Origin of the sequence: Pedobacter paludis, assembly GCF_003173575.1 — a bacterium.
GTDB lineage: Bacteria > Bacteroidota > Bacteroidia > Sphingobacteriales > Sphingobacteriaceae > Pedobacter > Pedobacter paludis.
Genome location: NZ_QGNY01000004.1, coordinates 322,361 through 347,232, shown reverse-complemented (window position 1 = coordinate 347,232; position 24,872 = coordinate 322,361). Strand labels below are relative to the sequence as shown.

Annotated in this window: 21 protein-coding genes and 5 tRNA genes; 20 read left to right on the top strand and 6 right to left on the bottom strand. The window is 36.6% G+C overall.

The features are described 5' to 3' along the window. The first annotated feature begins 97 nt into the window (after positions 1–97). The 19 genes from DF947_RS12880 (at position 98) to DF947_RS12790 (ending at position 18,124) form a co-directional block, all read left to right on the top strand. The gene (locus DF947_RS12880; protein ID WP_109930387.1) at positions 98–982 is read left to right on the top strand and encodes a tyrosine-type recombinase/integrase; all 885 of its coding nucleotides are present in this window, start codon (positions 98–100) and stop codon (positions 980–982) included. A 14-nt stretch (positions 983–996) separates the two neighbouring features. After that, positions 997–1,344: a ribosome hibernation-promoting factor, HPF/YfiA family gene (gene hpf, locus DF947_RS12875; protein WP_109930385.1), complete on the top strand. Its 348-nt coding sequence runs from the start codon at positions 997–999 to the stop codon at positions 1,342–1,344. A gap of 229 nt (positions 1,345–1,573) precedes the next feature. Next, positions 1,574–1,646, top strand: a tRNA-Thr gene (locus DF947_RS12870). Positions 1,647–1,685: 39 nt separating this feature from the next. Then, a tRNA-Tyr gene (locus DF947_RS12865) sits at positions 1,686–1,768 on the top strand. A gap of 87 nt (positions 1,769–1,855) precedes the next feature. After that, positions 1,856–1,928 (top strand) — tRNA-Gly (locus DF947_RS12860). Between the two features lie 86 nt (positions 1,929–2,014). Then, positions 2,015–2,086, top strand: a tRNA-Thr gene (locus DF947_RS12855). Between the two features lie 125 nt (positions 2,087–2,211). Further along, positions 2,212–3,399: an elongation factor Tu gene (gene tuf / locus DF947_RS12850; protein WP_025143265.1), complete on the top strand. Its 1,188-nt coding sequence runs from the start codon at positions 2,212–2,214 to the stop codon at positions 3,397–3,399. Between the two features lie 54 nt (positions 3,400–3,453). Next, positions 3,454–3,524 (top strand) — tRNA-Trp (locus DF947_RS12845). 108 nt (positions 3,525–3,632) lie between these two features. Further along, the gene (secE, locus tag DF947_RS12840; protein WP_025143264.1) at positions 3,633–3,830 is read left to right on the top strand and encodes a preprotein translocase subunit SecE; all 198 of its coding nucleotides are present in this window, start codon (positions 3,633–3,635) and stop codon (positions 3,828–3,830) included. A gap of 9 nt (positions 3,831–3,839) precedes the next feature. Next, entirely contained in the window at positions 3,840–4,379 is a 540-nt protein-coding gene (nusG, locus tag DF947_RS12835) for a transcription termination/antitermination protein NusG (protein ID WP_109930383.1), read from the top strand. A 145-nt stretch (positions 4,380–4,524) separates the two neighbouring features. Beyond that, positions 4,525–4,968, top strand: coding sequence for a 50S ribosomal protein L11 (gene rplK / locus DF947_RS12830; protein ID WP_010601094.1), 444 nt, complete (start codon positions 4,525–4,527; stop codon positions 4,966–4,968). A gap of 20 nt (positions 4,969–4,988) precedes the next feature. Continuing rightward, positions 4,989–5,687 carry a 50S ribosomal protein L1 gene (gene rplA / locus DF947_RS12825; RefSeq protein WP_109930382.1) on the top strand — a complete coding sequence of 233 codons (699 nt, stop codon included), beginning with the start codon at positions 4,989–4,991 and terminating at the stop codon, positions 5,685–5,687. A gap of 2 nt (positions 5,688–5,689) precedes the next feature. Continuing rightward, on the top strand, positions 5,690–6,211 hold the full coding sequence (gene rplJ, locus DF947_RS12820) for a 50S ribosomal protein L10 (RefSeq protein ID WP_109930380.1): 522 nt from the start codon (positions 5,690–5,692) through the stop codon (positions 6,209–6,211). 65 nt (positions 6,212–6,276) lie between these two features. Continuing rightward, the gene (gene rplL, locus DF947_RS12815) at positions 6,277–6,654 is read left to right on the top strand and encodes a 50S ribosomal protein L7/L12 (protein WP_109930378.1); all 378 of its coding nucleotides are present in this window, start codon (positions 6,277–6,279) and stop codon (positions 6,652–6,654) included. Between the two features lie 157 nt (positions 6,655–6,811). Next, positions 6,812–10,615 carry a DNA-directed RNA polymerase subunit beta gene (gene rpoB / locus DF947_RS12810; RefSeq protein ID WP_109930376.1) on the top strand — a complete coding sequence of 1,268 codons (3,804 nt, stop codon included), beginning with the start codon at positions 6,812–6,814 and terminating at the stop codon, positions 10,613–10,615. An 89-nt stretch (positions 10,616–10,704) separates the two neighbouring features. Next, the gene (rpoC, locus tag DF947_RS12805; RefSeq protein ID WP_109930374.1) at positions 10,705–14,991 is read left to right on the top strand and encodes a DNA-directed RNA polymerase subunit beta'; all 4,287 of its coding nucleotides are present in this window, start codon (positions 10,705–10,707) and stop codon (positions 14,989–14,991) included. Between the two features lie 141 nt (positions 14,992–15,132). Then, positions 15,133–15,444, top strand: a complete 312-nt coding sequence (locus DF947_RS12800; protein ID WP_109930372.1) for a DUF3467 domain-containing protein — start codon at positions 15,133–15,135, stop codon at positions 15,442–15,444. Positions 15,445–15,524: 80 nt separating this feature from the next. Next, positions 15,525–16,748: an OmpP1/FadL family transporter gene (locus tag DF947_RS12795; RefSeq protein WP_109930370.1), complete on the top strand. Its 1,224-nt coding sequence runs from the start codon at positions 15,525–15,527 to the stop codon at positions 16,746–16,748. 92 nt (positions 16,749–16,840) lie between these two features. Beyond that, a complete protein-coding gene (locus DF947_RS12790; RefSeq protein ID WP_109930368.1) occupies positions 16,841–18,124 on the top strand; it encodes an SGNH/GDSL hydrolase family protein in 1,284 nt (427 codons plus the stop codon). 47 nt (positions 18,125–18,171) lie between these two features. Here the strand turns inward: DF947_RS12790 and miaA are convergent, their stop codons facing one another. The 4 genes from miaA to DF947_RS12770 form a co-directional block, all read right to left on the bottom strand. Further along, entirely contained in the window at positions 18,172–19,098 is a 927-nt protein-coding gene (gene miaA, locus DF947_RS12785) for a tRNA (adenosine(37)-N6)-dimethylallyltransferase MiaA (protein WP_109930366.1), read from the bottom strand. Positions 19,099–19,166: 68 nt separating this feature from the next. Then, a complete protein-coding gene (locus DF947_RS12780; RefSeq protein ID WP_109930364.1) occupies positions 19,167–19,814 on the bottom strand; it encodes an IS1096 element passenger TnpR family protein in 648 nt (215 codons plus the stop codon). A 107-nt stretch (positions 19,815–19,921) separates the two neighbouring features. Continuing rightward, positions 19,922–21,376, bottom strand: coding sequence for a CCA tRNA nucleotidyltransferase (locus DF947_RS12775; RefSeq protein ID WP_109930363.1), 1,455 nt, complete (start codon positions 21,374–21,376; stop codon positions 19,922–19,924). Between the two features lie 89 nt (positions 21,377–21,465). Beyond that, positions 21,466–22,032 (bottom strand): L-threonylcarbamoyladenylate synthase, encoded by a 567-nt coding sequence (locus DF947_RS12770; protein ID WP_109930361.1) that lies wholly within the window; start codon positions 22,030–22,032, stop codon positions 21,466–21,468. Positions 22,033–22,227: 195 nt separating this feature from the next. Here DF947_RS12770 and DF947_RS12765 point away from each other — a divergent pair, with 195 nt between their 5' ends. Then, positions 22,228–22,785: a DUF4136 domain-containing protein gene (locus tag DF947_RS12765; protein ID WP_109930359.1), complete on the top strand. Its 558-nt coding sequence runs from the start codon at positions 22,228–22,230 to the stop codon at positions 22,783–22,785. Here DF947_RS12765 and DF947_RS12760 read toward each other — a convergent pair. Together DF947_RS12760 and DF947_RS12755 are read right to left on the bottom strand one after the other, a co-directional pair. Next, positions 22,778–23,989 carry a glycosyltransferase family 4 protein gene (locus DF947_RS12760; RefSeq protein WP_240615374.1) on the bottom strand — a complete coding sequence of 404 codons (1,212 nt, stop codon included), beginning with the start codon at positions 23,987–23,989 and terminating at the stop codon, positions 22,778–22,780. The genes DF947_RS12765 and DF947_RS12760 overlap by 8 nt on opposite strands. Positions 23,990–24,012: 23 nt before the next feature. Further along, positions 24,013–24,831, bottom strand: coding sequence for a 2,3,4,5-tetrahydropyridine-2,6-dicarboxylate N-succinyltransferase (locus DF947_RS12755; RefSeq protein ID WP_205940790.1), 819 nt, complete (start codon positions 24,829–24,831; stop codon positions 24,013–24,015). Positions 24,832–24,872: the final 41 nt, after the last annotated feature.

The window sequence follows — 24,872 nt, the reverse complement described above, 5'->3', positions numbered from 1 at the left end:
GCTACTTTTCAAAATTTACAATAAACAATTAATTAATGATTTCTTTATATCAAAACAATTTGTAACTTCATATTAATGCCTTTGCAAAATATACCGAATGTTGCTAAAAAGTTTTATTACATATTTAACTCACGAGAAGCGCTATTCTCAGCACACCATCACTTCTTATCAAATAGATTTAGATCAGTTTGAGGAATACATAAATACTACATTCGATCTCAAATTTCAAGAAATTAAGCATACGCATCTTCGGAGCTTTATGGTTGATTTGATGGAAAAGGAAACATCAGAGAATACCATCAATAGAAAAATATCTGCTTTAAGAAGTTTTTATAAATTTTTATTAAGGGAAGAAAAGATAGATCAAAACCCAACAGTTTTAATTAAAGCGCCTAAAATACCAAAACGCCTTCCGGTTTTTATTGATGCGCAAAAAATGGATCATCTTTTAGATTCTGAACAATATTTTGATAATAGTTTTCCTTCTGTTAGAGATCATTTAATAATAGAATTGCTCTTTGGTACGGGTATGCGTTTAACCGAGTTATTACAGTTAAAGGAGCTTGATGTTGATTTATATTCTGGAACAATTAAAGTTTTGGGAAAAAGGAATAAGGAAAGAATTATCCCGGTAAATAAACAGCTTATCAATCAGATAAATAACTATCTTGAACTAAAAAAGTTGCAAAACTTTAATAACAATTTGTTAATATTAATCGTTACAAATACAGGAGCACCGGCTTATCCTAAATTGATTTACCGGGTAGTAACCTCGTACCTAAACCATATTTCTACAAATGAGAAAAAAAGCCCGCATGTTTTGCGTCATAGTTATGCTACAACGTTATTAAATGCAGGGGCAGATTTAAATGCAATTAAAGAACTTTTAGGCCACGCAAGTTTAGCAGCCACCCAGGTTTACACACACAATTCGATCGAAAGATTAAAAACAATTTATAAACAAGCCCATCCAAAGGCATAAAAAAAGGAGGAAAAATGAAAATCGGAGTTCAATCAATCCACTTCAGTGCAGACAGTAAGTTGTTAGATTTTATACAGAAGAAGGCTAACAAGCTTGATCAGTTTTTTGACCAGATTATTAGTGGTGAAGTGTATTTAAAATTAGAGAACGTAGAAGACGAGGCCAATAAGATCAGTGAGATAAAACTCATTGTACCGGGCGGAACGCTGTTCGCTAAAGAACAATGTAAATCATTTGAAGAAGCCACAGATTTGGCAATTGAATCGTTAAGAAAGCAAATAACAAAACATAAAGATAAAACCCGTGCAAAATTAAGTGAGCATAAAGCAATTTTAAGCGAAAGCGAAACAACTGATTATTAAGCACCTATTCTTTTATTGAGTAAATATTGGGTTAGCGAACTGAAAAGTTCGCTAATTTTTTTTCAAATTTATTTTGAAGTGAAATATAATTGTGTAGATTTGCATTCCCTTTCGGAAACGGTGTTAAGCTAAGAAGAAAAGGTTAGTTCTGTGAATAGATAATAGTTTTAAAAAACACGTTAATAATATGAAAAATGAAGATTTTTCGTATCATTGCAGAAAATTTAAAGCCTCCTTAGCTCAGCTGGTAGAGCAACTGACTTGTAATCAGTAGGTCATTGGTTCGATTCCGATAGGAGGCTCTTTTTATTTTAAAGTGTTGGTATTTTGAAATAAAAGTAGGGGGGATTCCAGAGCGGCCAAATGGGACAGACTGTAACTCTGTTATCGCAAGATTTCGAAGGTTCGAATCCTTCTCCCCCCACAGTTTAATGTACAAATGGTTAGTTTTAATGATAGGATGTTTGCATTCCGTCGTTTCATAATTCACTCATTCAATCATTAAGAAAAAGCGGAAGTAGCTCAGTTGGTAGAGCGATAGCCTTCCAAGCTATAGGTCGCGAGTTCGAACCTCGTCTTCCGCTCTTGGATTGTTCATTAATAAGTTGGTTCACTAGTTCGTTAAAAACGAATGAGCTAATGAATGATTGAACTAATGAGCTTTTAAAAAGCCGACTTAGCTCAGCGGTAGAGCACTTCCTTGGTAAGGAAGAGGTCATGGGTTCAATTCCCATAGTTGGCTCAGGATAATAAAGCTTTGTTAAATCTGTTTAAGTTACAGAGTAGACAAGGTTTTTTGTGTTGCATTGCAATAAAACAATAAATAAAAATAATAAAAAGTTAACCTACTAATTAGTTATAAATAAAATGGCAAAAGAAAAATTTGACCGTAGTAAACCGCACTTAAACATCGGTACAATCGGTCACGTCGATCACGGTAAAACAACTTTAACAGCAGCTATTACAAAAGTTTTAGCTGATGCAGGTTTATCTGAGGCACGTTCATTCGATTCAATTGACTCAGCTCCTGAGGAAAAAGAAAGAGGTATTACTATTAATACTGCGCACGTTGAGTATTCAACTGCAAACCGTCACTACGCACACGTAGATTGTCCAGGTCACGCGGATTATGTTAAAAACATGGTTACAGGTGCGGCTCAAATGGATGGTGCTATTATCGTTGTTGCTGCTACTGATGGTCCAATGCCACAAACTCGTGAGCACATCTTGTTAGCTCGTCAGGTTGGTGTACCTTCGTTGGTTGTATTCATGAACAAAGTGGATATGGTTGATGATCCTGAATTATTAGAATTAGTAGAAATGGAAGTTCGTGAATTATTATCGTTCTACGATTTCCCTGGTGATGATATTCCTGTTATTCAAGGTTCTGCTTTAGGTGGTTTGAACGGAGATGCTAAATGGGTAGCAAAAATTATGGAATTAATGGATGCTGTTGATAGCTACATTCCAATTCCTCCACGTTTAACTGATCTTCCATTCTTAATGCCTGTTGAAGATGTATTCTCGATCACTGGTCGTGGTACTGTAGCAACTGGTCGTATTGAGCGTGGTGTAATCAACTCTGGAGATCCAGTTGAAATCTTAGGTATGGGTGCTGAGAACTTAAAATCTACAGTTACTGGTGTTGAGATGTTCCGTAAAATTTTAGATTACGGTGAAGCTGGTGATAACGTTGGTTTATTGTTACGTGGTATTGAGAAAACTGATATCCGTCGTGGTATGGTAATCTGTAAACCAGGTTCGGTAACTCCTCACACAGATTTCAAAGCTGAGATCTATGTATTATCAAAAGCAGAAGGTGGTCGTCACACTCCATTCTTTAACAAATACCGTCCACAATTCTATTTCCGTACTACAGACGTAACTGGTGAAATTTCACTAGCTGAAGGAACTGAAATGGTAATGCCTGGTGATAACGTTACAATCACAGTAAAATTGATTAACGCAATCGCAATGGAAAAAGGTCTACGTTTCGCTATCCGTGAGGGTGGTAGAACAGTAGGTGCTGGTCAGGTAACTGAAATCTTAGCTTAATTTTAAGCTTAAATATAATACAAAAAGAGCTAGTTTAGGCTAGCTCTTTTTTATACGGGAATAGTTCAACGGTAGAATAGAGGTCTCCAAAACCTTTGATCAGGGTTCGAATCCTTGTTCCCGTGCTAAACATAATGATTGAGTTTTAGAATGAGTGAATGATTGAATTTGAAGCTAAGCTTTAAAGTTATATCGTTCACTCATTTACTCATTCACTCATTCAATAATTTGATATGGCTAAAGTAGTTGAGTTTATAAAAGAATCATACGATGAAATGACCAATAAGGTTACATGGCCTACTTGGGGCGAGCTGCAAAGTTCTGCGATTCTTGTTTTAGTAGCTTCTTTAATAATTGCACTTGTTATTTTTGCAATGGATAAAGGATCTACATTTGTGTTAGATACTTTTTATAAATCACTTTCTAATTAATATTTCCCGATGAGCGATCTAAAATGGTATGTTGTAAGGGCTGTTAGCGGTAAAGAAAAGAAGGTAAAACAGTATATTGATGCGGAGATCAGCCGTTTAGGTTTCTCTCATTTGGTTCCACAGGTGTTAATCCCGATGGAAAAATACTATCAAATGAAAGATGGTAAAAAAATTGCCAAAGAACGTAACTTTTATCCTGGCTATGTTTTAATCGAAGCATCATTAGATGGAGAATTAGAGCACATCATTAAAGGAATAAATAGTGTTATTGGTTTCTTGGGTGATAAAGCAGGCAATCCAATTCCAATGCGCCAGGCAGAAGTTAACCGTATTTTAGGTGTGGTTGATGAAATGAGCGAACAGGGTGAAACCATGAATGTTCCTTATTATGTTGGCGAGGGCATTAAAGTTATGGATGGACCTTTCAACGGTTTCTCTGGTGTAATCGAAGAGGTTAACGAAGAGAAGAAAAAACTAAAAGTAATGGTTAAGATTTTTGGTCGTAAGACACCACTAGAACTTAACTATATGCAAGTAGAAAAAGAGTAAGAAATTTATTTTCAAAATATATTGTAGGACTGCAAGATTATCCATATCTTTGCAGTCCTTTTGGTTTTGTATAAAACCGTCTGGAATTAAATGTTACATGCTTCCAATATTTAACATTGAGTTTTAAATAAACAAAAAACACAAAATGGCAAAAGAAGTCAGTGCAATGATCAAATTACAGATCAAAGGCGGAGCTGCAAATCCATCGCCACCAGTAGGGCCTGCATTAGGTGCTAAAGGTGTTAACATCATGGAGTTTTGCAAACAGTACAACGCTCGTACCCAAGATAAAGCAGGTAAAGTATTGCCAGTTGTAATTACTGTTTATGCTGATAAGTCATTCGATTTCATCATCAAAACCCCTCCTGTAGCTATCCAATTAAAAGATGCTACTAAATTACAGAGTGGTTCTGCTGAGCCTAACCGTAAAAAAGTTGGATCGGTGACCTGGGACCAGATTAAAGTTATTGCTGAAGATAAAATGCCTGATTTAAATGCATTTACAATCGAATCTGCAATGAGTATGGTTGCCGGTACAGCACGCAGTATGGGAATCACCGTTTCTGGTGACGCACCCTGGAACAATTAATTAAAAAACAGTTTACAACAGTGGCGAAATTAACTAAAAATCAAAAAAAGGCACATGCTAAAATAGAAGCTGGTAAAGCTTATACTTTACAGGCTGCTGCTGCTTTGGTAAAAGAAATCACTACCACTAAATTCGATGCATCAGTTGATATTGATGTATCTTTAGGTGTAGATCCACGTAAAGCCAATCAAATGGTTCGTGGTATTGCTACTTTACCACACGGAACAGGTAAAACTGTACGTGTTTTAGCTTTAGTAACTCCTGATAAGGAAGAAGAAGCAAAAGCAGCTGGCGCAGACTTCGTAGGTTTAGACGAATATGTGGCTAAAATTGAAGGTGGTTGGACCGATGTAGACATTATTATCACTACTCCAGCTTGTATGGCTAAGGTGGGTAAATTGGGCCGTGTTTTAGGTCCAAGGAACTTAATGCCTAACCCAAAATCAGGTACAGTAACTAACGAAGTTGGTAAAGCTGTAACTGAGGTTAAAGCAGGTAAAATTGATTTTAAAGTAGACAAAACGGGTATCATACACGCCTCGATAGGAAAAGTATCATTCCCAGCAGATAAAATTTATGAAAACGCACTTGAAATTATTCAAGTAATTTCTAAATTAAAACCTTCTGCTGCAAAAGGAACTTATTTTAAAAGCATTCACGTGTCTTCTACAATGAGTCCTGGAATTGCAATCGAAACTAAATCAGTAGCGGGGATTTAATCATGAACAGAGAAGAAAAAAACGAAGTAGTTTTAGAACTACAAGGACAAATGCAAGAGTATGGCAATTTCTATATTGCAGATACATCTAGCCTTTCTGTTGAGCAGGTTAATAATATCCGACGCAAATGTTTTGAAGGAGATATCGTAATGAAGGTTGCTAAAAACTCTTTAATCCGCAAAGCGATTGAAGGTTTAGATGGCGATGCTTCTGAGATATACGAAGCCCTTAAAGGCTCTTCATCATTATTATTCTCAAAAACAGCTAATGCTCCGGCTAAGTTGATCAAAGCTTTGAGAAGAACATCTGATAAACCGTTGCTTAAAGCAGCATTTATAGATTCATCAGTATATGTTGGCGATGACCAATTGAATAACTTAGTAAGCTTGAAATCAAGAGAAGAGCTTATTGGCGATATCGTTGGATTATTACAATCACCAGCTAAGAATGTTATATCTGCGCTTAAATCAAGCGGTGGTAAAATTGCAGGAATTGTTAAAACTCTACAAGAAAGAGAAGGTTAACGAACACCTTAAGTTCGCAAATTAAACAAAATTATTTTTACATAAATTTTTAAAATCTTAATAAAATGGCAGATTTAAAATCGTTTGCTGAGCAATTAGTAAACTTAACCGTTAAAGAAGTTAACGAATTAGCTCAAATCTTAAAAGACGAGTATGGTATCGAGCCTGCAGCTGCTGCTGTAGTTGCTGGTCCTGCTGCTGGTGGTGATGCACCTGCTGCTGCTGCAGAAAAAACATCATTTGATGTTATCTTAAAAGAAGCTGGTGGCGCTAAATTAGCAGTTGTAAAACTTGTTAAAGACTTAACTGGCCTTGGTTTGAAAGAAGCAAAAGACTTAGTTGATGGAGCACCAAAAGAATTAAAAACTGGTGTTGCTAAAGACGAAGCAGAAGCTCTTAAAAAACAATTAGAAGAAGCTGGAGCAGTAGTTGAAATTAAGTAATCACTTAATTTAGCTAAGCTAAAAATGTATTAGACACCGACTGAAAATGTCGGTGTCTTTACCTGTTTATAAACATCTCATTTTGCTTGGTTGATGAGAATGTTTCAAACCCGAACCAAACAAATAGTTTATTCTTAAACTAAAATCTTTTAGTCCATTGGCAAAGACAGTCGAACAAAGAGTAAATTTTGCAACTAGTAAGCACATTATAGACTATCCGGATTTTCTGGATGTGCAATTGCAATCATTCAGAGAATTTTTCCAGATAGATACCACATCAGACGATCGCTCTAGCGAAGGTTTGTTCAAAGTGTTTGCTGAAAACTTTCCAATAACAGATTCAAGAAATATCTTCGTATTAGAATTTCTTGATTATTTTGTTGATCCGCCACGTTACGATATACACGAGTGTATTGAGCGTGGATTAACCTACAATGTTCCATTAAAAGCAAAGCTTAAGCTTTCTTGTAACGATGTTGAACATGAAGATTTTGAAACCATTATTCAGGATGTGTACTTAGGTACTATCCCGTACATGACACCAAAAGGTACATTTGTTATCAACGGAGCAGAACGTGTTATCGTTTCGCAATTACACCGTTCTCCAGGCGTGTTCTTCGGCCAAAGCCGTCACACTAATGGAACCAAATTGTATTCTGCACGTGTTATTCCTTTCAAAGGTTCATGGATCGAGTTTGCTACAGACGTTAATAACGTAATGTATGCTTACATCGATCGTAAGAAAAAATTCCCGGTTACCACTTTATTACGTGCTATCGGTTACGATTCTGATAAAGATATCTTAGAACTTTTTGATCTTGCTGACGAAGTAAAAGTTAGTAAATCAGGTTTAAAGAAATATATCGGTCGTAAACTGGCAGCAAGAGTTTTAAAGAAATGGGTTGAAGATTTTGTAGATGAAGATACAGGTGAGGTAGTTTCTATCGACCGTAATGAAGTGATTCTTGAAAGAGAAACCGTTTTAGAAGACGAACACATTGATATGGTTATCGAAGCTGGCGTAAAAAGCATCATCTTATCAAAAGAGGATGGCGCAAGTCAGGCTGATTATACCATTATATATAATACATTACAAAAAGATACCTCTAACTCAGAAAAAGAAGCTGTAGAAAACATCTATCGTGCTTTGCGTAACGCAGAACCACCTGATGAGGAAACTGCTCGTGGTATCATTGATCGTTTGTTCTTCTCGGATAAACGTTACGATTTAGGAGATGTTGGTCGTTACCGCATCAACCGTAAGTTGAAAATGAATACCCCTGATGAGGTTAAAGTTTTAACAAAGGCAGATATTATCGCAATTGTTAAATATCTGATCAAATTGATCAACTCAAAAGAAGAAGTAGATGATATCGATCACTTATCAAACCGTCGTGTACGTACCGTAGGTGAACAATTATACGCACAATTTGGTGTTGGTTTAGCCCGTATGGCTAGAACAATCCGTGAGCGTATGAACATTCGCGATAACGAAGTGTTTACACCAACTGATTTGATCAACGCTCGTACGTTATCATCCGTAATCAACTCTTTCTTTGGTACAAACCAGTTGTCTCAGTTTATGGATCAAACAAATCCGTTAGCAGAGATTACACACAAACGTCGTTTGTCAGCTTTAGGCCCAGGTGGTTTATCACGTGAGCGTGCTGGTTTCGAGGTTCGAGACGTTCACTACACGCACTATGGTCGTTTATGTACTATTGAAACACCTGAGGGACCAAACATTGGTTTAATTTCATCACTTTGTGTGCATGCAAAAATCAATAATTTAGGTTTCATTGAAACACCATACAAACGTGTTGAAGATGGTAAGGTTGTTGTTGATTCAGACGTTATTTACTTATCTGCAGAAGATGAAGATGGCAAAACCATTGCTCAGGCTAATGCAGAGTATGATGATAAAGGTAACTTTACTACGCCACGTGTTAAAGCACGTTATGAGGGTGACTTCCCGATTATTGAGCCTGAGAAATTAGACTTAATGGATGTTGCACCAAATCAGATTACTTCAATCGCTGCTTCGTTAATTCCGTTCTTAGAACATGATGATGCGAATAGGGCTTTGATGGGATCGAACATGCAACGTCAGGCCGTACCATTGTTACGTCCGGAAGCGCCAATCGTTGGTACAGGTTTAGAAGGTCGCGTTGCTCGTGACTCAAGAACTTTGATCAATGCTGAAGGTAACGGTGTTGTAGAATATGTAGATGCAAATGAAATCACCATTAAATATGACCGTAACGAGGATGATCGTTTAGTTTCATTTGAAGGTGATAGCAAAACTTATCGTTTAATTAAGTTCAAAAAAACCAACCAGAATACTTGTATCAACTTAAAGCCAATCGTTAAGAAAGGTCAGAAAGTTACTAAAGGACAAGTGCTTTGCGAGGGTTATGCAACTCAAAACGGTGAATTAGCCTTAGGTAGAAACTTGAAAGTGGCGTTCATGCCTTGGCAAGGTTTCAACTTTGAGGATGCGATTGTTATTAACGAGCGTATTGTTCGTGATGACGTTTTCACTTCATTACATATTGAAGAGTTTGAATTAGAAGTACGTGATACTAAACGTGGAGAAGAGGAATTAACACCAGATATCCCTAACGTTTCTGAAGAGGCTACTAAAGACCTTGATGAAAACGGTATTATCCGTATTGGTGCTGATGTAAAAGAAGGTGATATTTTAATTGGTAAGATTACTCCAAAAGGAGAATCTGATCCTTCACCAGAAGAGAAATTACTACGTGCAATCTTTGGTGATAAAGCAGGTGATGTTAAAGATGCGTCTTTAAAAACTCCTCCTTCAATCCAAGGTGTGGTAATTGATACAAAACTATTCAGCCGTGCTAAGAAAACTACAAAAGCTGAAGAAAAATCGGCAATTGAGAAATTAGACAAAGAATATAATAGTACAACTGAGAAATTAAAAGCAGAATTAGTAGACAAATTATTCACTATTGTAAATGGAAAAACATCTCAAGGGGTATTCAACATTTACAAAGAATTATTGGTTGCTAAAGGCGCTAAATTTACTCAGAAAATTTTAGCAGATCTTGAATTTGCGCACATTAGCCCTAACAAATGGACTACTGATGATGACAAAAATGAGATGATTAAATTATTGCTTCACAACTACGGTATCCGTGTTAACGAAGAACTTGGAGCTTACAAACGCGATAAATTTGCGATCAGTGTAGGTGATGAGCTTCCATCAGGTATCGTACAAATGGCAAAAGTTTATGTTGCTAAGAAACGTAAATTAAAAGTAGGTGATAAAATGGCAGGACGCCACGGTAACAAAGGTATTGTTGCACGTATTGTACGTGATGAAGATATGCCTTTCTTAGCTGATGGTACTCCAGTTGATATCGTGTTGAACCCACTGGGTGTACCTTCACGTATGAACCTTGGCCAGATTTATGAAACGATTTTAGCATGGGCAGGTCAGGAATTAGGCGTTAAATTTGCAACTCCGATTTTTGATGGTGCTACACATACTGAAGTAGAAGAGTGGATTGCTAAAGCGGGAGTTCCTGCTTCAGGAAAAACCTACTTATACAATGGTTTAACAGGTGAGCGTTTCGATCAGACTACAACTGTAGGTATTATCTACATGTTGAAATTAGGTCACATGGTTGATGATAAGATGCACGCCCGTTCAATTGGACCATACTCATTAATTACACAACAGCCATTGGGTGGTAAAGCTCAATTTGGTGGTCAGCGTTTTGGTGAGATGGAGGTTTGGGCATTAGAGGCATTCGGTGCAGCTAATATTCTTCAAGAGATCTTAACCGTTAAATCGGATGATGTTATTGGTAGAGCCAAAACTTACGAAGCCATTGTTAAAGGTGAAAACCTACCAACTCCAGGTGTACCAGAATCGTTTAACGTATTGGTACATGAGTTACGCGGTTTAGGTTTAGATATTACGTTAGACTAAGAATGATGTAAAATGTATTATGGAAGATGGATTAGGTTCATCTTCCATCTTCCATCTCACATCTTACATTTTAACCTTAAAAGAGAGATATGTCTTACAAAAAGGATAATAAATTAAAAAGCAATTTCACATCAATCACGATTAGCTTATCGTCTCCAGAAATTATTTTGGAACGTTCTAGCGGTGAGGTGTTGAAACCAGAAACCATTAATTACCGTACTTACAAACCTGAACGTGATGGTTTGTTCTGTGAGCGTATTTTTGGTCCGGTAAAAGATTACGAATGTCATTGCGGTAAATACAAACGTATCCGTTATAAAGGTATAGTTTGCGATCGTTGTGGTGTTGAAGTAACTGAAAAGAAAGTACGTCGTGAGCGTATGGGGCACATCGCATTGGTGGTTCCTGTTGCACACATCTGGTATTTCCGTTCTTTACCAAACAAAATCGGTTATTTATTAGGTTTACCTACTAAAAAATTAGATTTAATTATCTATTACGAGCGTTACGTAGTTATCCAATCCGGTTTAATGGAAGAGGATGGCATTAAGTATATGGACTTCTTAACAGAAGAAGAATACTTAGATATCTTAGATAAATTACCTAAAGAAAACCAATATTTAGATGATAAAGATCCTAATAAATTCATCGCCAAAATGGGTGCTGAAGCGTTAGAAGATCTTTTGAAACGTATTAACTTAGATACTTTATCTTACGATTTACGTCACCAAGCTGCTAACGAAACTTCTCAACAACGTAAAAATGAGGCTTTAAAACGTCTTCAGGTTGTTGAAGCTTTCCGTGGTGCTAATACACGTATTGAGAATCGCCCTGAGTGGATGATTGTTAAAATCGTTCCGGTTATTCCACCAGAATTACGTCCTTTAGTTCCATTAGAAGGTGGTCGTTTTGCTACTTCAGATTTAAATGATTTATACCGTCGTGTAATTATCCGTAACAATCGTTTAAAACGCTTGATCGAGATTAAAGCACCGGAGGTAATTTTACGTAACGAAAAACGTATGTTACAGGAAGCTGTAGATTCGTTATTCGATAACTCACGTAAAGTTAATGCGGTTAAAACTGAAGGTAACCGTGCTTTGAAATCACTTTCAGATATTTTGAAAGGTAAACAAGGTCGTTTCCGTCAGAACTTATTGGGTAAACGTGTGGATTATTCAGCTCGTTCGGTAATTGTTGTAGGGCCTAGCCTTAAATTACATGAGTGCGGTATTCCTAAAGATATGGCTGCTGAGCTTTACAAACCGTTCATTATTCGTAAGATGATTGAGCGTGGTGTTGTAAAAACAGTTAAATCTGCTAAGAAAATCGTTGATAGAAAAGATCCATTGGTTTGGGATATCTTAGAAAATGTATTAAAAGGTCACCCGGTATTATTAAACCGTGCACCTACCTTACACAGATTAGGTATTCAGGCTTTCCAGCCAAAATTAATTGAAGGAAAAGCAATCCAATTACACCCATTAGTTTGTACTGCATTCAACGCCGATTTTGATGGTGACCAGATGGCTGTCCACTTACCTCTAGGTAACGCAGCAATTTTGGAAGCCCAAGTGTTAATGTTGGCTGCACATAATATCCTAAACCCTGCAAACGGTACACCGATTACAGTACCATCTCAGGATATGGTTTTGGGTCTTTATTATATTACTAAAGGCCGTAGAACAGATGAATCTCGTGTTGTAAAAGGACAAGATTCTTCTTTCTATTCTCCAGAGGAAGTAATTATTGCTTATAACGAGAAAGAATTAGATCTTCATGCATTTATCAAAGTAAGGGTAAATGTTAAGCAAGCTGATGGTTCTATCGTTAATAAATTAACTGAAACTACTGTTGGTAGAGTATTATTCAACCAAATGGTTCCTGAAGAAGTTGGTTATATCAATGAGTTGTTAACTAAAAAATCGTTAAGGGATATTATCGGTGAAGTGGTAAAAATGACTGGTATGGCTCGTTCTTCTCAGTTCTTAGATGATATTAAGGAATTAGGTTTCCGTATGGCTTTCCAAGGAGGTTTATCGTTCAATTTACAAGACGTAAACATTCCGGTAGAAAAACATACTTTATTAGAGCAAGCAGCTGCTGAAGTTGAAGAGGTAAGAAACAACTATAACATGGGTTTCATTACCAACAACGAACGTTACAACCAGATTATCGATATCTGGACTCGTATCAACAACAGATTAACCACTTTCGTTATGACTCAGTTATCGTCAGATAACCAAGGTTTTAACTCGGTTTACATGATGCTTGATTCGGGAGCACGTGGTTCGAAAGAGCAGATTCGTCAGCTTTGCGGCATGCGTGGTTTGATGGCGAAACCTCAAAAATCAGGTTCAGGTGGTGATATCATTGAAAACCCGATCTTATCAAACTTTAAAGAAGGCTTATCGGTATTAGAGTACTTTATCTCTACTCACGGTGCTCGTAAAGGTTTGGCAGATACGGCGTTAAAAACAGCTGATGCGGGTTACTTAACCCGTCGTTTGCATGATGTTGCTCAAGATATGATCGTTAACGATAACGATTGTGGTACTTTAAGAGGTATGTATACTACCGCTTTAAAAGATCAGGAAGATATCGTTGAACCATTATACGACAGGATTTTAGGTCGTACTTCATTACATGATGTTTACAATCCTTTGGATAATACATTATTAGTAGGTGCGGGCGAAGATATTAATGAAGATGTTGCCAAATTGATCGAAGAATCTCCGTTAGAAGGTATCGAGATCCGTTCAGTATTAACTTGCGAATCTAAACGCGGTGTTTGTGCACTATGTTATGGCCGTAACTTGGCATCTGGTAAACGTGTTCAAAGAGGTGAGGCAGTTGGTGTAATTGCAGCACAATCAATCGGTGAGCCGGGTACACAGTTAACACTTCGTACTTTCCACGTGGGTGGTACTGCATCAAACATTGCTGCAGAATCAAACATCGTTGCTAAGTTTGATGGTGTTATCGAGTTCGAAAACATTCGTACTGTTGATACACAGACAGAAGAAGGAACAGTTCAGGTTGTATTAGGTCGTTCAGGTGAGTTCAAAATTGTTGAGCCAGGAACAGGACGTATCATTGTAACCAACAACATTCCTTACGGTGCATTCTTATTTGTTAAAGAAGGTGATAAATTATCTAAAGGCGATAAAATCTGTTCATGGGATCCGTATAACGCGGTTATTCTTTCAGAATTTGCTGGTAAAGCACAATTTGATGCGATTATTGAAGGTGTTACCTTCCGTGAAGAATCAGATGAGCAAACTGGTCACCGTGAAAAAGTTATTATCGATACCCGTGATAAAACTAAAAACCCTTCAGTACAAATCGTTGATAAAAAAGGCGAATTTATTAAAGGATATAACATTCCAGTAGGTGCTCACGTTTCAGTAGATGAAGGCGAAAACATTCAAACTGGTCAGATTATCGCTAAAATACCACGTGCAACTGGTAAAACCCGAGATATTACAGGTGGTTTACCACGTGTAACGGAATTATTCGAAGCACGTAATCCATCTAACCCAGCTGTAGTAACTGAAATTGATGGTGTGGTAACTTTAGGTGGTGTTAAACGTGGTAATCGTGAGATTACAATCGAATCTAAAGATGGTGAAGTTAAAAAATACTTGGTTCCATTGTCTAAACACATCCTTGTACAGGATAATGATTTTGTGAAAGCGGGTATGCCTTTATCAGATGGTTCAATTTCTCCGGCAGATATCTTATCAATTAAAGGCCCTGCAGCGGTTCAAGAATACCTAGTAAATGGTATTCAAGAGGTTTACCGTTTACAAGGTGTAAAAATTAACGATAAGCACTTCGAGGTAATTGTTCACCAGATGATGCAGAAAGTTCACATTGAAGATCCAGGAGATACGATTTTCTTAGAAAACAATGCTGTTGACCGTTGGGATTTTGCTGACGAGAACGATGCAATGTACGACAAGAAAGTTGTTGAAGACGCAGGTGATTCAAATGATTTCAAACCAGGTCAGATTGTTTCATTACGTAGATTAAGAGATGAAAACTCTCAATTAAAACGTAAGGATTTAAAACAGATTACGGTTAGAGATGCAAGACCAGCAACTGCAAGTTCTATCTTACAAGGTATTACTCGTGCATCATTAGGTACTAAATCGTTCATTTCTGCGGCTTCGTTCCAGGAAACTACGAAAGTATTAAATGAGGCAGCTATTGCAGGTAAACGCGATAACATGTTAGGCTTGAAGGAAAACGTAATCGTTGGTCACTTAATTCCTTCGGGAACAGGTGTACGTGGTTACGAAAGAATCATCGTTGGTTCTCAAGAGGAGTACGATAAATTATTAGCTTCAAAACAAGAAGAAGTAGAAGCATAGTAACAAATCATATTATTTTAAGGGGCTGTTTCATAACTTGAAACAGCCCTTTTTATTTAAATATTTTTTTTTTTGCAACTGATTCTTAAACATTACCTTTATAAGCTCTTATTTAAGAACATACATTAATAACAGTCGACCATGGAAGAACAACAAAACGAAAACCAATTAAATATAGAGCTATCAGAAGAAATTGCTGAGGGGATATTTTCAAACCTAGCAATTATTACCCATTCCAATACAGAATTTGTTCTTGATTTTATCCGTGTAATGCCAGGCCTACCTAAAGCAAAAGTTAAATCAAGAATCATCTTAACTCCAGAGCATGCAAAACGTTTATTATCTGCTTTAGAAGATAATATTCAAAAATTTGAAGCGGTTAACGGACGCATCAAAACTCAAGAAGAACCACCATTTCCAATGGGCTTTGGAGGTCCAACGGCACAAGCCTAATTTCTTTTTAAAATCTTTTAAACAAATGTTTGTTTGCTATGTTAGCATAGTATACATTTGTGCTATAACCATATATAAGAATGAAAAAAATTTTATTGAGCGTATTACTATCTGTTCCATTTTGGGTTATGGGGCAGGGTTTCCAGGTTAATTTACAAGGACAAAAACAAATCGGTATGGCCGGTGCAGGTTCTGCACTTGCACTTGATGAAGCTTCCGTATTTTTTAACCCCGGTGCAGTTACTTTCTTAGAGAAAAACTCAGTTTCAGCAGGTGTTAACCCATTATTATTTAAATCTGCTTTTCAACAAGCAGGTTCGAACATTACAGAGAATGTTAAAAACAAAATTGCCCCTCCTTTCGAATTTTATGCAGTTTGGGGACCAAAATCAAACAAATGGAAATTGGGTTTGGGTGTTTATACTCCCTTTGGTGGATTGGTAGATTGGGGTGATAACTGGTCTGGCAAGTATTCTTTAACCTCTTTAAACCTTAAAGCAATTTACATACAGCCAACTTTAAGTATCAAAATTACAGATAGAATTGGTATTGGTGCTGGTTTTGTTTACAACCATGGAGATGTAAACCTGCAGAGAGCTATTCCAGTTAACTTCCCTGATGGACATTCGGGAAAGGTTACATTGGATGGTACAGGAAAAGGTTATGGATGGAATGCTGGGATTTATATCAATACATTAAGTAACATCACTTTCGCCATTACACATAAATCTAAGGTTATTACCAAATTAGATGGTGGTTCAGCTGAATTTGATGTTCCAAATTCTTTAAGAACTTCTTTCCCTTTAGGCAATACTTTTAATGCCGAACTCCCTTTGCCAGCCACAACAACGCTGGGAATCGGTATTCCACTTTCAAAATCAACAAAGTTAGCGTTTGATGCGAGTTGGGTTCAATGGCACATTTATCAGGATTTATCTTTTGATTACGCTACAAATACCTCTGCTTTGGCCGATACTAAATCAGCAAGAAACTACCGTGATGGTTCTTCGTTTAAATTAGGAATCAATCATCAGGCAACCGATAAATTGGCTTTAAGAGCTGGTGTAGGTTACGCTTTCAGTCCGGTTCAAGATGGATACGTTACTCCTGAGGCTCCAGATGCGGATCGTTATATTTTGAGTGCTGGTATTGGATACGCCCCGACTAGCCATTTTGAAGTCAATGCATCTTTCTTTTTTGAAGATGTTAAATCACGTACACAGAAAAATATTGAAACTGGTTTAAACGGTACATTTAAAACATTAGTTTATGCACCAGGTATTTCGTTAACTTATAAATGGTAGGAGAAATTACGATGAAACCATCATAATTTTCAGCTTAATTAAGCCAAATAAATCATGATAGCTTCATCACCATTAAAAACAATTTAGAAACGATGAAAAAATATATATTAAATAGTCTTTTAGTTGCTGCTGTACTTTTTGTAGCTTCTTGTAAACCAGAAATTGAAAGCCCTGCTGGTACAACTGCAGGCACTGCAAATTTCGGTAAGTATATAGCTGTTGGCAACTCTTTAACTTCTGGATTTGCAGATGGAGGTTTGTATTTGGAAGGGCAAAAAGTAGCTTATCCAAACTTAATTGCGGAGAAAATGGCTACCGTAGGCGGTGGAAGTTTTACTTCTCCTTTTTTTACGGATGCTCAGGCAAATGGATCAGGATATCTATCTTTAACAGCATTAGTTAATGGTGTTCCAACTTTAACACCTGTTACCACAAACTTAGCTTATCGCGATGCAACGCATTTAGCTAAATACACAGGAGAAGTTCAGAATTTAGGAATTCCCGGAATGCGTGTTGATTTGGCTTTTGCAGGTCCTTTTAGCGCAGCTAATCCATATTTGGAAAGATTGCTTCCTGATGCTCAGGTAGGCGTTACTACATATTTTCAATTTATTCAAGGTAGAAATCACACGTTCTTCTCTTTGTGGTTGGGTAATAATGATGCTTTAGGTTATGCAACAAACGGAGGGGTAACAACAGATGCAACCAATGTTTTAACCGACAAATCTACATTTGCACTTTTATATTCAAACCTGGTAAATTCACTTACTGCTGGTGGCCAAAAGGGAATAGTTGGTACAATTCCCGATGTAACTGCAATCCCTTATTTTAATACTGTAACCGTTGCTGCTTTGTTGAATGCCGCGAAGGCGATCAATCCCGCTGCTGCTGCAATTTATATTCAAACTGGTACTGGCGCAGTTAGAGCGGCAACTAGTGAAGATTTAATTCGATTGCCATTTCAGTCTGCAGGTTTATTTGGTGTTCCGAACGCTTCGAGTATTCCTTATGGATTACACCCTTTAAATCCTATTGCAAATAACTGGGTTTTGGATAAAGATGAAGTTGCAAAAGTGAAAGATTATGTACTTAGCTACAACAATACCATCAAATCTTTGGCAGATAGCAAAGGATTGGCCATTGCCGATACTTATACATATTTAAATCAAGTTAAAACAGGAATTGTAATTAACGGAATTGGAATCAATTCAGCTTTCATTACTGGCGGTGCATTCTCTCTTGATGGTGTCCATTTAACACCTCGTGGTAATGCTGTAATTGCAAATGTATTTATCAATTCCATTAATGCTAAATATGGCTCAACAATTCCGATTGTGGATGTTACGCAATATAGAGGAGTAAAATTCCCTAACTAAGCGACTATACTATTTGAAAAGGCTTGCAGATTTGCAGGCCTTTTTCTTTAAAGCTGTTTTTCTATAAGCTTAATAATCTCGTCTTTTTTGGTTGGCTCAAACCAATTTACTTCCTGATCTTTTCTAAACCAGGTTAACTGGCGTTTTGCAAATCGACGTGTGTTTTGCTTGATTGATGAAACTGCATCTTCTAAAGAAATCTTTTCATCCAAATAATCAAATAACTCACTGTAACCAACCGTATTTAGGGCATTGTATTTTCTATAGGGCAGGAGGGATTTAACTTCTTCTAATAATCCTTTTTCCATCATCTTATCTACGCGGAGGTTAATCTGAGCGTAAAGCTTAGCCCGATCTATATTTAAACCGATTTTGATGATGTTAAATGGCCGTTCTTTTTTTGTTGCAGAAAGCATCGACGAAAGTTTTTGACCTGTAGATAAGAATACCTCCAATCCTCTAATCATTCTCTGAGGATTATTCTGATCGACTTTTTCAAAGTATTCTGGATCTAATTCTGCAAGTTGTTTTTTAATAACATCAATGCCCTCAACTTCAAATTGCTTATTTAATTGATCACGGATAGATAAATCAATTTCTGGCATCTCATCTAAGCCATTAATAACAGCATTTATATACAGTCCAGAACCACCAACCATAATTGCGACATCATGATTCTCAAAAATGAGTTCTAATGATTTTAATGCTTCCAACTCAAAATCTCCTGTGCTGAACAGTTTTTCGATAGAGTGTGAATTAATGAAATGGTGTTTGGCATTAGCAAGTTCTTCTTTATCCGGTTTTGCGGTACCAATTTCCATCTCCTTAAAGAATTGTCTGGAATCGGCAGAGATGATTTCGGTTTTAAAGTGCTGGGCAAGTTCAATCGCTAAGGCAGTTTTTCCAATTGCCGTAGGACCAACAACTGAAATTAGAGTCTTTGCTTTTTTTTGCTTTAAATTATCTACCGACATATTGCTTATTAAAACAAAAAGTCAGATGATTTCATCTGACCGTTTGTATTCATTTTTATGTTTAGTGATTAATAGTCGTCTTTATGGCTTTCGTCTTCATAACCTTCACTGTCAGAAAATTCATCTCCAAATTCGTCGCTATCCTCAGTCTCGTCTTCTTCGTCTCTCTCCTCCGCATTGATTCCCATTTCACCCATTGCTTCCAATTCATCGGTATCCTCTGGCACAAAGTTCATCTCATTTAAGAAATCAAATTCGCTAGAAACCGCTGTGCCTCTTGGATCAACTGATTGAGGGCTGTTTTGCTCCATTATTTTAGGCGCTTCTCCAGAACTTTTTGCTAGGAAAGGATATTCGATATTAGGATCTGGATCTAAGACGATTTTAACCAATTCTACGTGGAAATCGTAAGGACGATCAAAATTGTAGATGTAATAAAATTTCTGATGCGGATCTTCAATAAAACCACTAAGTTTAGAATTTTCCATCAATACTACGCGGTCTTTTTTGCGTTCGCTCGGTAAATAAGCTATCTCGTCGCCTTTTAACCAGTTATCAGTACTTACATAAAATGAAGATGATTTTTCGGCATTGTAACCTGTAGATCTATGAATAGCCTTGTGCAGGTCTTCAAAAGTTTGGTTTGATTTAATGTCGATCTCTCTCACAACATCATCAAAATCTTCGAAAGTAATTCTAAATTTATAAATAGCCATTATTGTATTTTGGAACCGTAAAAATAAAGTTAATTTGCCTTACCACAAAACAGTAAAAGTCACAATAAGGTGTCTATTGCTTTGTTTCGGCTTTTATTTTAAGTAAATTATTTATTAACAGGATTTAATCCCATTTGTTTTGCCTGATTAAGCATAAAGTTAAACGCTTCGGCGTAATCATTTGTTATCTCACCCTCCAAAATTGCTTCGCGAATTGCATTTTTAATTAGACCAACTTCCTTACCTGCCTCCAGACCGAAAGTTTCCATAATATCGGTTCCTGTAATGGGTGGTTGCCAGTTTCGGATTTTATCTCGTTCTTCAACATCTTTCAGCTTCTGTTTAACCAGCTCAAAATTGTTGCGATACTTCGTTTTTTTATATTCATTTTTAGTGGTAACATCTGCATTGCACAGCAACATTAGGCTTTCTATTTCCTCACCGGCATCAAAGAGCAATCTTCTAACGGCAGAATCTGTAACGGTTTCTTGTGCTAAAACAATTGGACGCAAGTGAAGTAGAACCAATTTTTGAACGTACTTCATTTTTTCGTTAAGCGGCAACTTAAGCTGAGTAAAAATTTTGGGAACCATTCTGGCGCCTCTGTCTTCATGTCCGTGAAATGTCCAACCATGCCCTTCTTCAAAACGTTTGGTTGCAGGTTTTGCAATGTCGTGCAAAATAGCTGCCCATCGAAGCCATAAATCTTCCGTAGTTTCACAGATGTTATCCAAAACCTCTAATGTGTGGTAAAAATTATCCTTATGTCCTTTTCCTTTAATAATCTCGACACCATAAAGCTGAGCCATTTGAGGGAAAATGATATGCAATAAACCAGTATCAAATAAGTGTTTAAAACCGATGGATGGTTTCTTAGATAAAATGATCTTATTCATCTCATCAGTAATCCGCTCTTTTGATACAATACTTATGCGTTGTTTTTGAGTTTTTATCGCATTTAATGCAGTGGGATCTATATTAAAATTTAATTGTGCAGCAAAGCGGATGGCCCTCATCATTCTTAAAGGATCATCAGAGAAAGTAATCTCGGGATCGAGCGGGGTACGAATAAGCTTGTTTTCTAGATCCTGAATCCCGCCGAATGGATCAAGCAATTCGCCAAAACGGTTTGCATTTAGGTTAATGGCTAAGGCGTTGATGGTAAAATCTCTTCTGATTTGATCATCCTCTAATGTTCCGTCTTCAACAATCGGCTTACGCGAATCGGAACGGTAAGATTCCTTTCTTGCGCCTACAAATTCGACTTCTAAGTCTTTGAATTTAATATTTGCAGTTCCAAAATTTTTAAACACCGCAACTTTTGTCTGCAATTTCTTTCCTACAGCTTCTGCATAATCAATTCCCTTTCCAACAACCACAACATCAATATCTTTTGATGGACGATTTAAAAATAAATCGCGTACAAAACCACCAATAACATAGGCTTCGGTTTTATTTTGATCTGCAATGGCAGATAATGTTTTAAATATTGGATCTTTTAAATGAACTTCTAAATCCCCCAGAGGAAAATTCTTGCTTTCATTACTTAAGTTAGCTTGCATAAAAAGGCAATTGAATTAGCGAAATTAAGAAAAACATTTGGGGCTTATATGTTTTAAGCGTAATAAAGCCCCTTTAGATGTGGGGATTATTATTTTCTGATAAATTCAAATTGGCCACTTGGCGAAAGCTTCATAATGGTTGAAGGCTTTTTTACAGAACGGTTTTCCTGTTCAAAATCAACCACCAAATCTACGGCTTCTAAAATTTCAGGATGGATATCATCAAAAAATTTAGGTGATGGTTCTCCACTTAAATTTGCTGATGTAGATACGATAGGTTTCCGAAAACGTTGAAGAAGCGGAGTGCAAAAATCGTGTTTAACTATTCGGATACCGACACTTCCATCAGCATTAATAACATTTGGAGCTAAATTTTTCGCCCCAGAAAAGATTATTGTTAGGGGGTTTTCGGCATATTCAATTAAATCGTAAGCAATTTCCGGAACTTCATTTACATAGCTTTGAAGTTTACTGTCTATATCCAACAGTACAATTAAGCTTTTTTCTGCAGGGCGATTTTTAATTTTTAAAAGCTTTTCTACAGCTTCTGCATTTGTTGCATCGCATCCCAATCCCCAAATGGTATCGGTAGGATAAAGAATTACTCCACCAGATTTTAGAACTTCAAAAGCCTTGTTAATTTCGTCTCTAAGCATAATGCAAAGTTAGTTTTTAAAACAATATGTTAAATAATGTAAACCCTTAATAATTTAACAATTAGCATAAAACATTCATGCGTTACCTAGCGTTTTTAACATAACAATCTGATTGTAAAAATTATAACAGATTCTAACGTTTCCAATTTAAAATCGTTATTTTTAATACAGGTTATTTAAATAAAACAACGCACAATGAAAACAATCAAAAATTTATTAATGCTTTTTACCGCGGTAATTGCATTAGCAGGTTGTTCATCACTACGAACAGCTTCAGACTATGACAAAAACGTAGACTTAAATGGCTATAAAACTTACAATTTTTACCAAAAGGGAATTGATAGGGTTAGGTTAAACAATCTAGATAAACGCAGATTAATAGCCGCTGTTGAAGCACAGATGAATGCCAAAGGTTTTACAAAATCAGACAAACCAGATCTTCTTGTAAATTTATTTGTAGTAGCTAGGGAAAAAACAGATGTTTATGGCCCAGGTTATTACGGTGGATGGGGTTGGGGCGGTGGCTGGGGCTGGCGTTCTCCATATTGGGGTGGCGGTGGCACCTATGTTAACCAATATATCGAAGGAACCATTATCATCGACTTCTTAGATCCTAACAAAAAGATTTTGTTCTGGCATGGTCAGGGAAGTGGATTTAATCTAGATAACTTTACCAAAAGAGAAGAAAGATTAAATACGGGCGTTAAAGAAATTTTAGCACAATACCCACCAAATGCGATTGCTGCTAAGTAGTTGCAGAATCTAAAACATTTAAATAGCAATCCATTAATTGCTTCGTAACTACAGGGCTGTTGAATTTTTGAACAAATTCCAGCCCTTTTTCTTTCATCGTTTTTTGAAGCTGTGGGTCACAGACAATTCGATTTATGGCTTCAGCCAAGGCATTATGATCTGTAGGTGAAATATATATTGAATTTGGTCCACCTGCCTCTTCTAAACAAGAGCCCGTTGCTGCAATTGTTGGAACGCCTGAGTATAAAGCCTCTATAATTGGAATGCCGAAACCTTCATAAAAAGATGGGTAAACAAAAATTGAAGCCATTTGATAGATGCCAGGTAAATCGACAAAGGGAATATTTTGAAGAAATAAGATTCTTTTTCTTAATCCCAATTTCTCAATCTCTTTTTCTACTGTTTTAAAATAGGAAGTCTGTTTTCCGATTACAACCAATTTATAATCTTCATTTACATCCTTTAAGGCCTGAACGATTAATTTTAAGTTTTTTCGTTCTTCAATTGTTCCGACGCTTAAAATATATTTATCAGGAAGTTTATAGGTGTGTCTTATTCTATTTAAGGTTGATGATTCAAATGCTTTTTTGAAATTATCATCACAACTCTGATAAATTACCTCAATTTTATTTGGTTCAATACCATAAAATTCAACAATATCTTCTTTCGTTTTTTCGCTTATTGCGATAATTTTGTTAGCATTTTTGCAAGCAGATTTACTTTTCCACTCATAAAGTTTTCGATCTATAAACTTATAATACCGAGGAAAGCGGAGAAAAATTAAATCGTGTATGGTTACAATAGATTTAATTCTGGTATGCTGAATGGCAAAGGGGATTTCGTGACTTAAACCATGATAAATCTGAATCTCATCCCGACTTAAATCTTTTAGGATATTTACACTTCGCCATAAAAAACTGCCATTTTTTGGGAGCTCGAGCTTAATGTTTTCCTTTTGAAAAAAAGAATCGATCTGCTTTGCAGTCTTTACTTTTGGAGTATATACATGATATTGATTCTCTGGATATTGTATTGCTAAATTTTCTATTAAAGATCGGCTGTAATTGCCTAAACCAGTTAAATTATTTGCAGCACGCTTACCGTCGTATCCAATTTTTAGTTTTGAGTTTAAAGTTGAAAGTTGAAAGTCTTCTTGCATAGAAATCAATATTTCGTGATTTTCCGGCATAATGTTACTTTCCACTTTCAACTTTTAACTAAGTAAGCTTAAACGGCTACATTATTTTCTCTTAACGCATCGTTAAGCGAAGTTTTCTTATCTGTACTTTCTTTACGCTTACCAATAATTAAAGCACAAGGAACCTGATATTCTCCAGCTGGATATTTTTTGGTGTAACTACCTGGAATAACAACTGAACGGGCAGGAACAACTCCTTTATATTCGACAGGGGATGGGCCTGTTACATCAATAATTTTGGTTGATGCAGTTAAAACTACATTCGCACCTAAAACAACTTCTCTTTCTAATTTAACACCTTCTACAACAATTGCTCTTGAACCTAAAAAGCAATCATCTTCGATAATTACCGGAGCCGCCTGAACGGGTTCTAAAACACCACCAATACCAACGCCACCACTTAAGTGAACACGTTTACCGATTTGTGCACATGAACCAACCGTTGCCCAGGTATCTACCATGGTACCCTCATCTACATATGCACCAATATTTACATAAGATGGCATCATGATTACACCTTTAGCCAAAAACGAACCATAACGGGCACTTGCCATTGGTACAACCCGTACACCAGTCGCTTTATAATCGGTTTTTAAATCCATTTTGTCGTGGTAAACAAATGGGCCACTTTTAATTTCTTTCATCTCACGGATTGGGAAATATAAAATCACAGCCTTTTTTACCCACTCATTAATGCCCCAAGAGTTTAAAACTGGCTCAGCAACACGAATCTCACCTTTATCTAAGCCCATAATAACGGCTTCAATGGCTTCGCAATAATTGCTATATTTTAAAAGGGTTCTATCTTCCCAAGCGGCTTCAATTAATTTCTTTAAATCTGAATACATGATGTTTTTAAATTTTACGCAAAATAACTTAAAATTTTTGG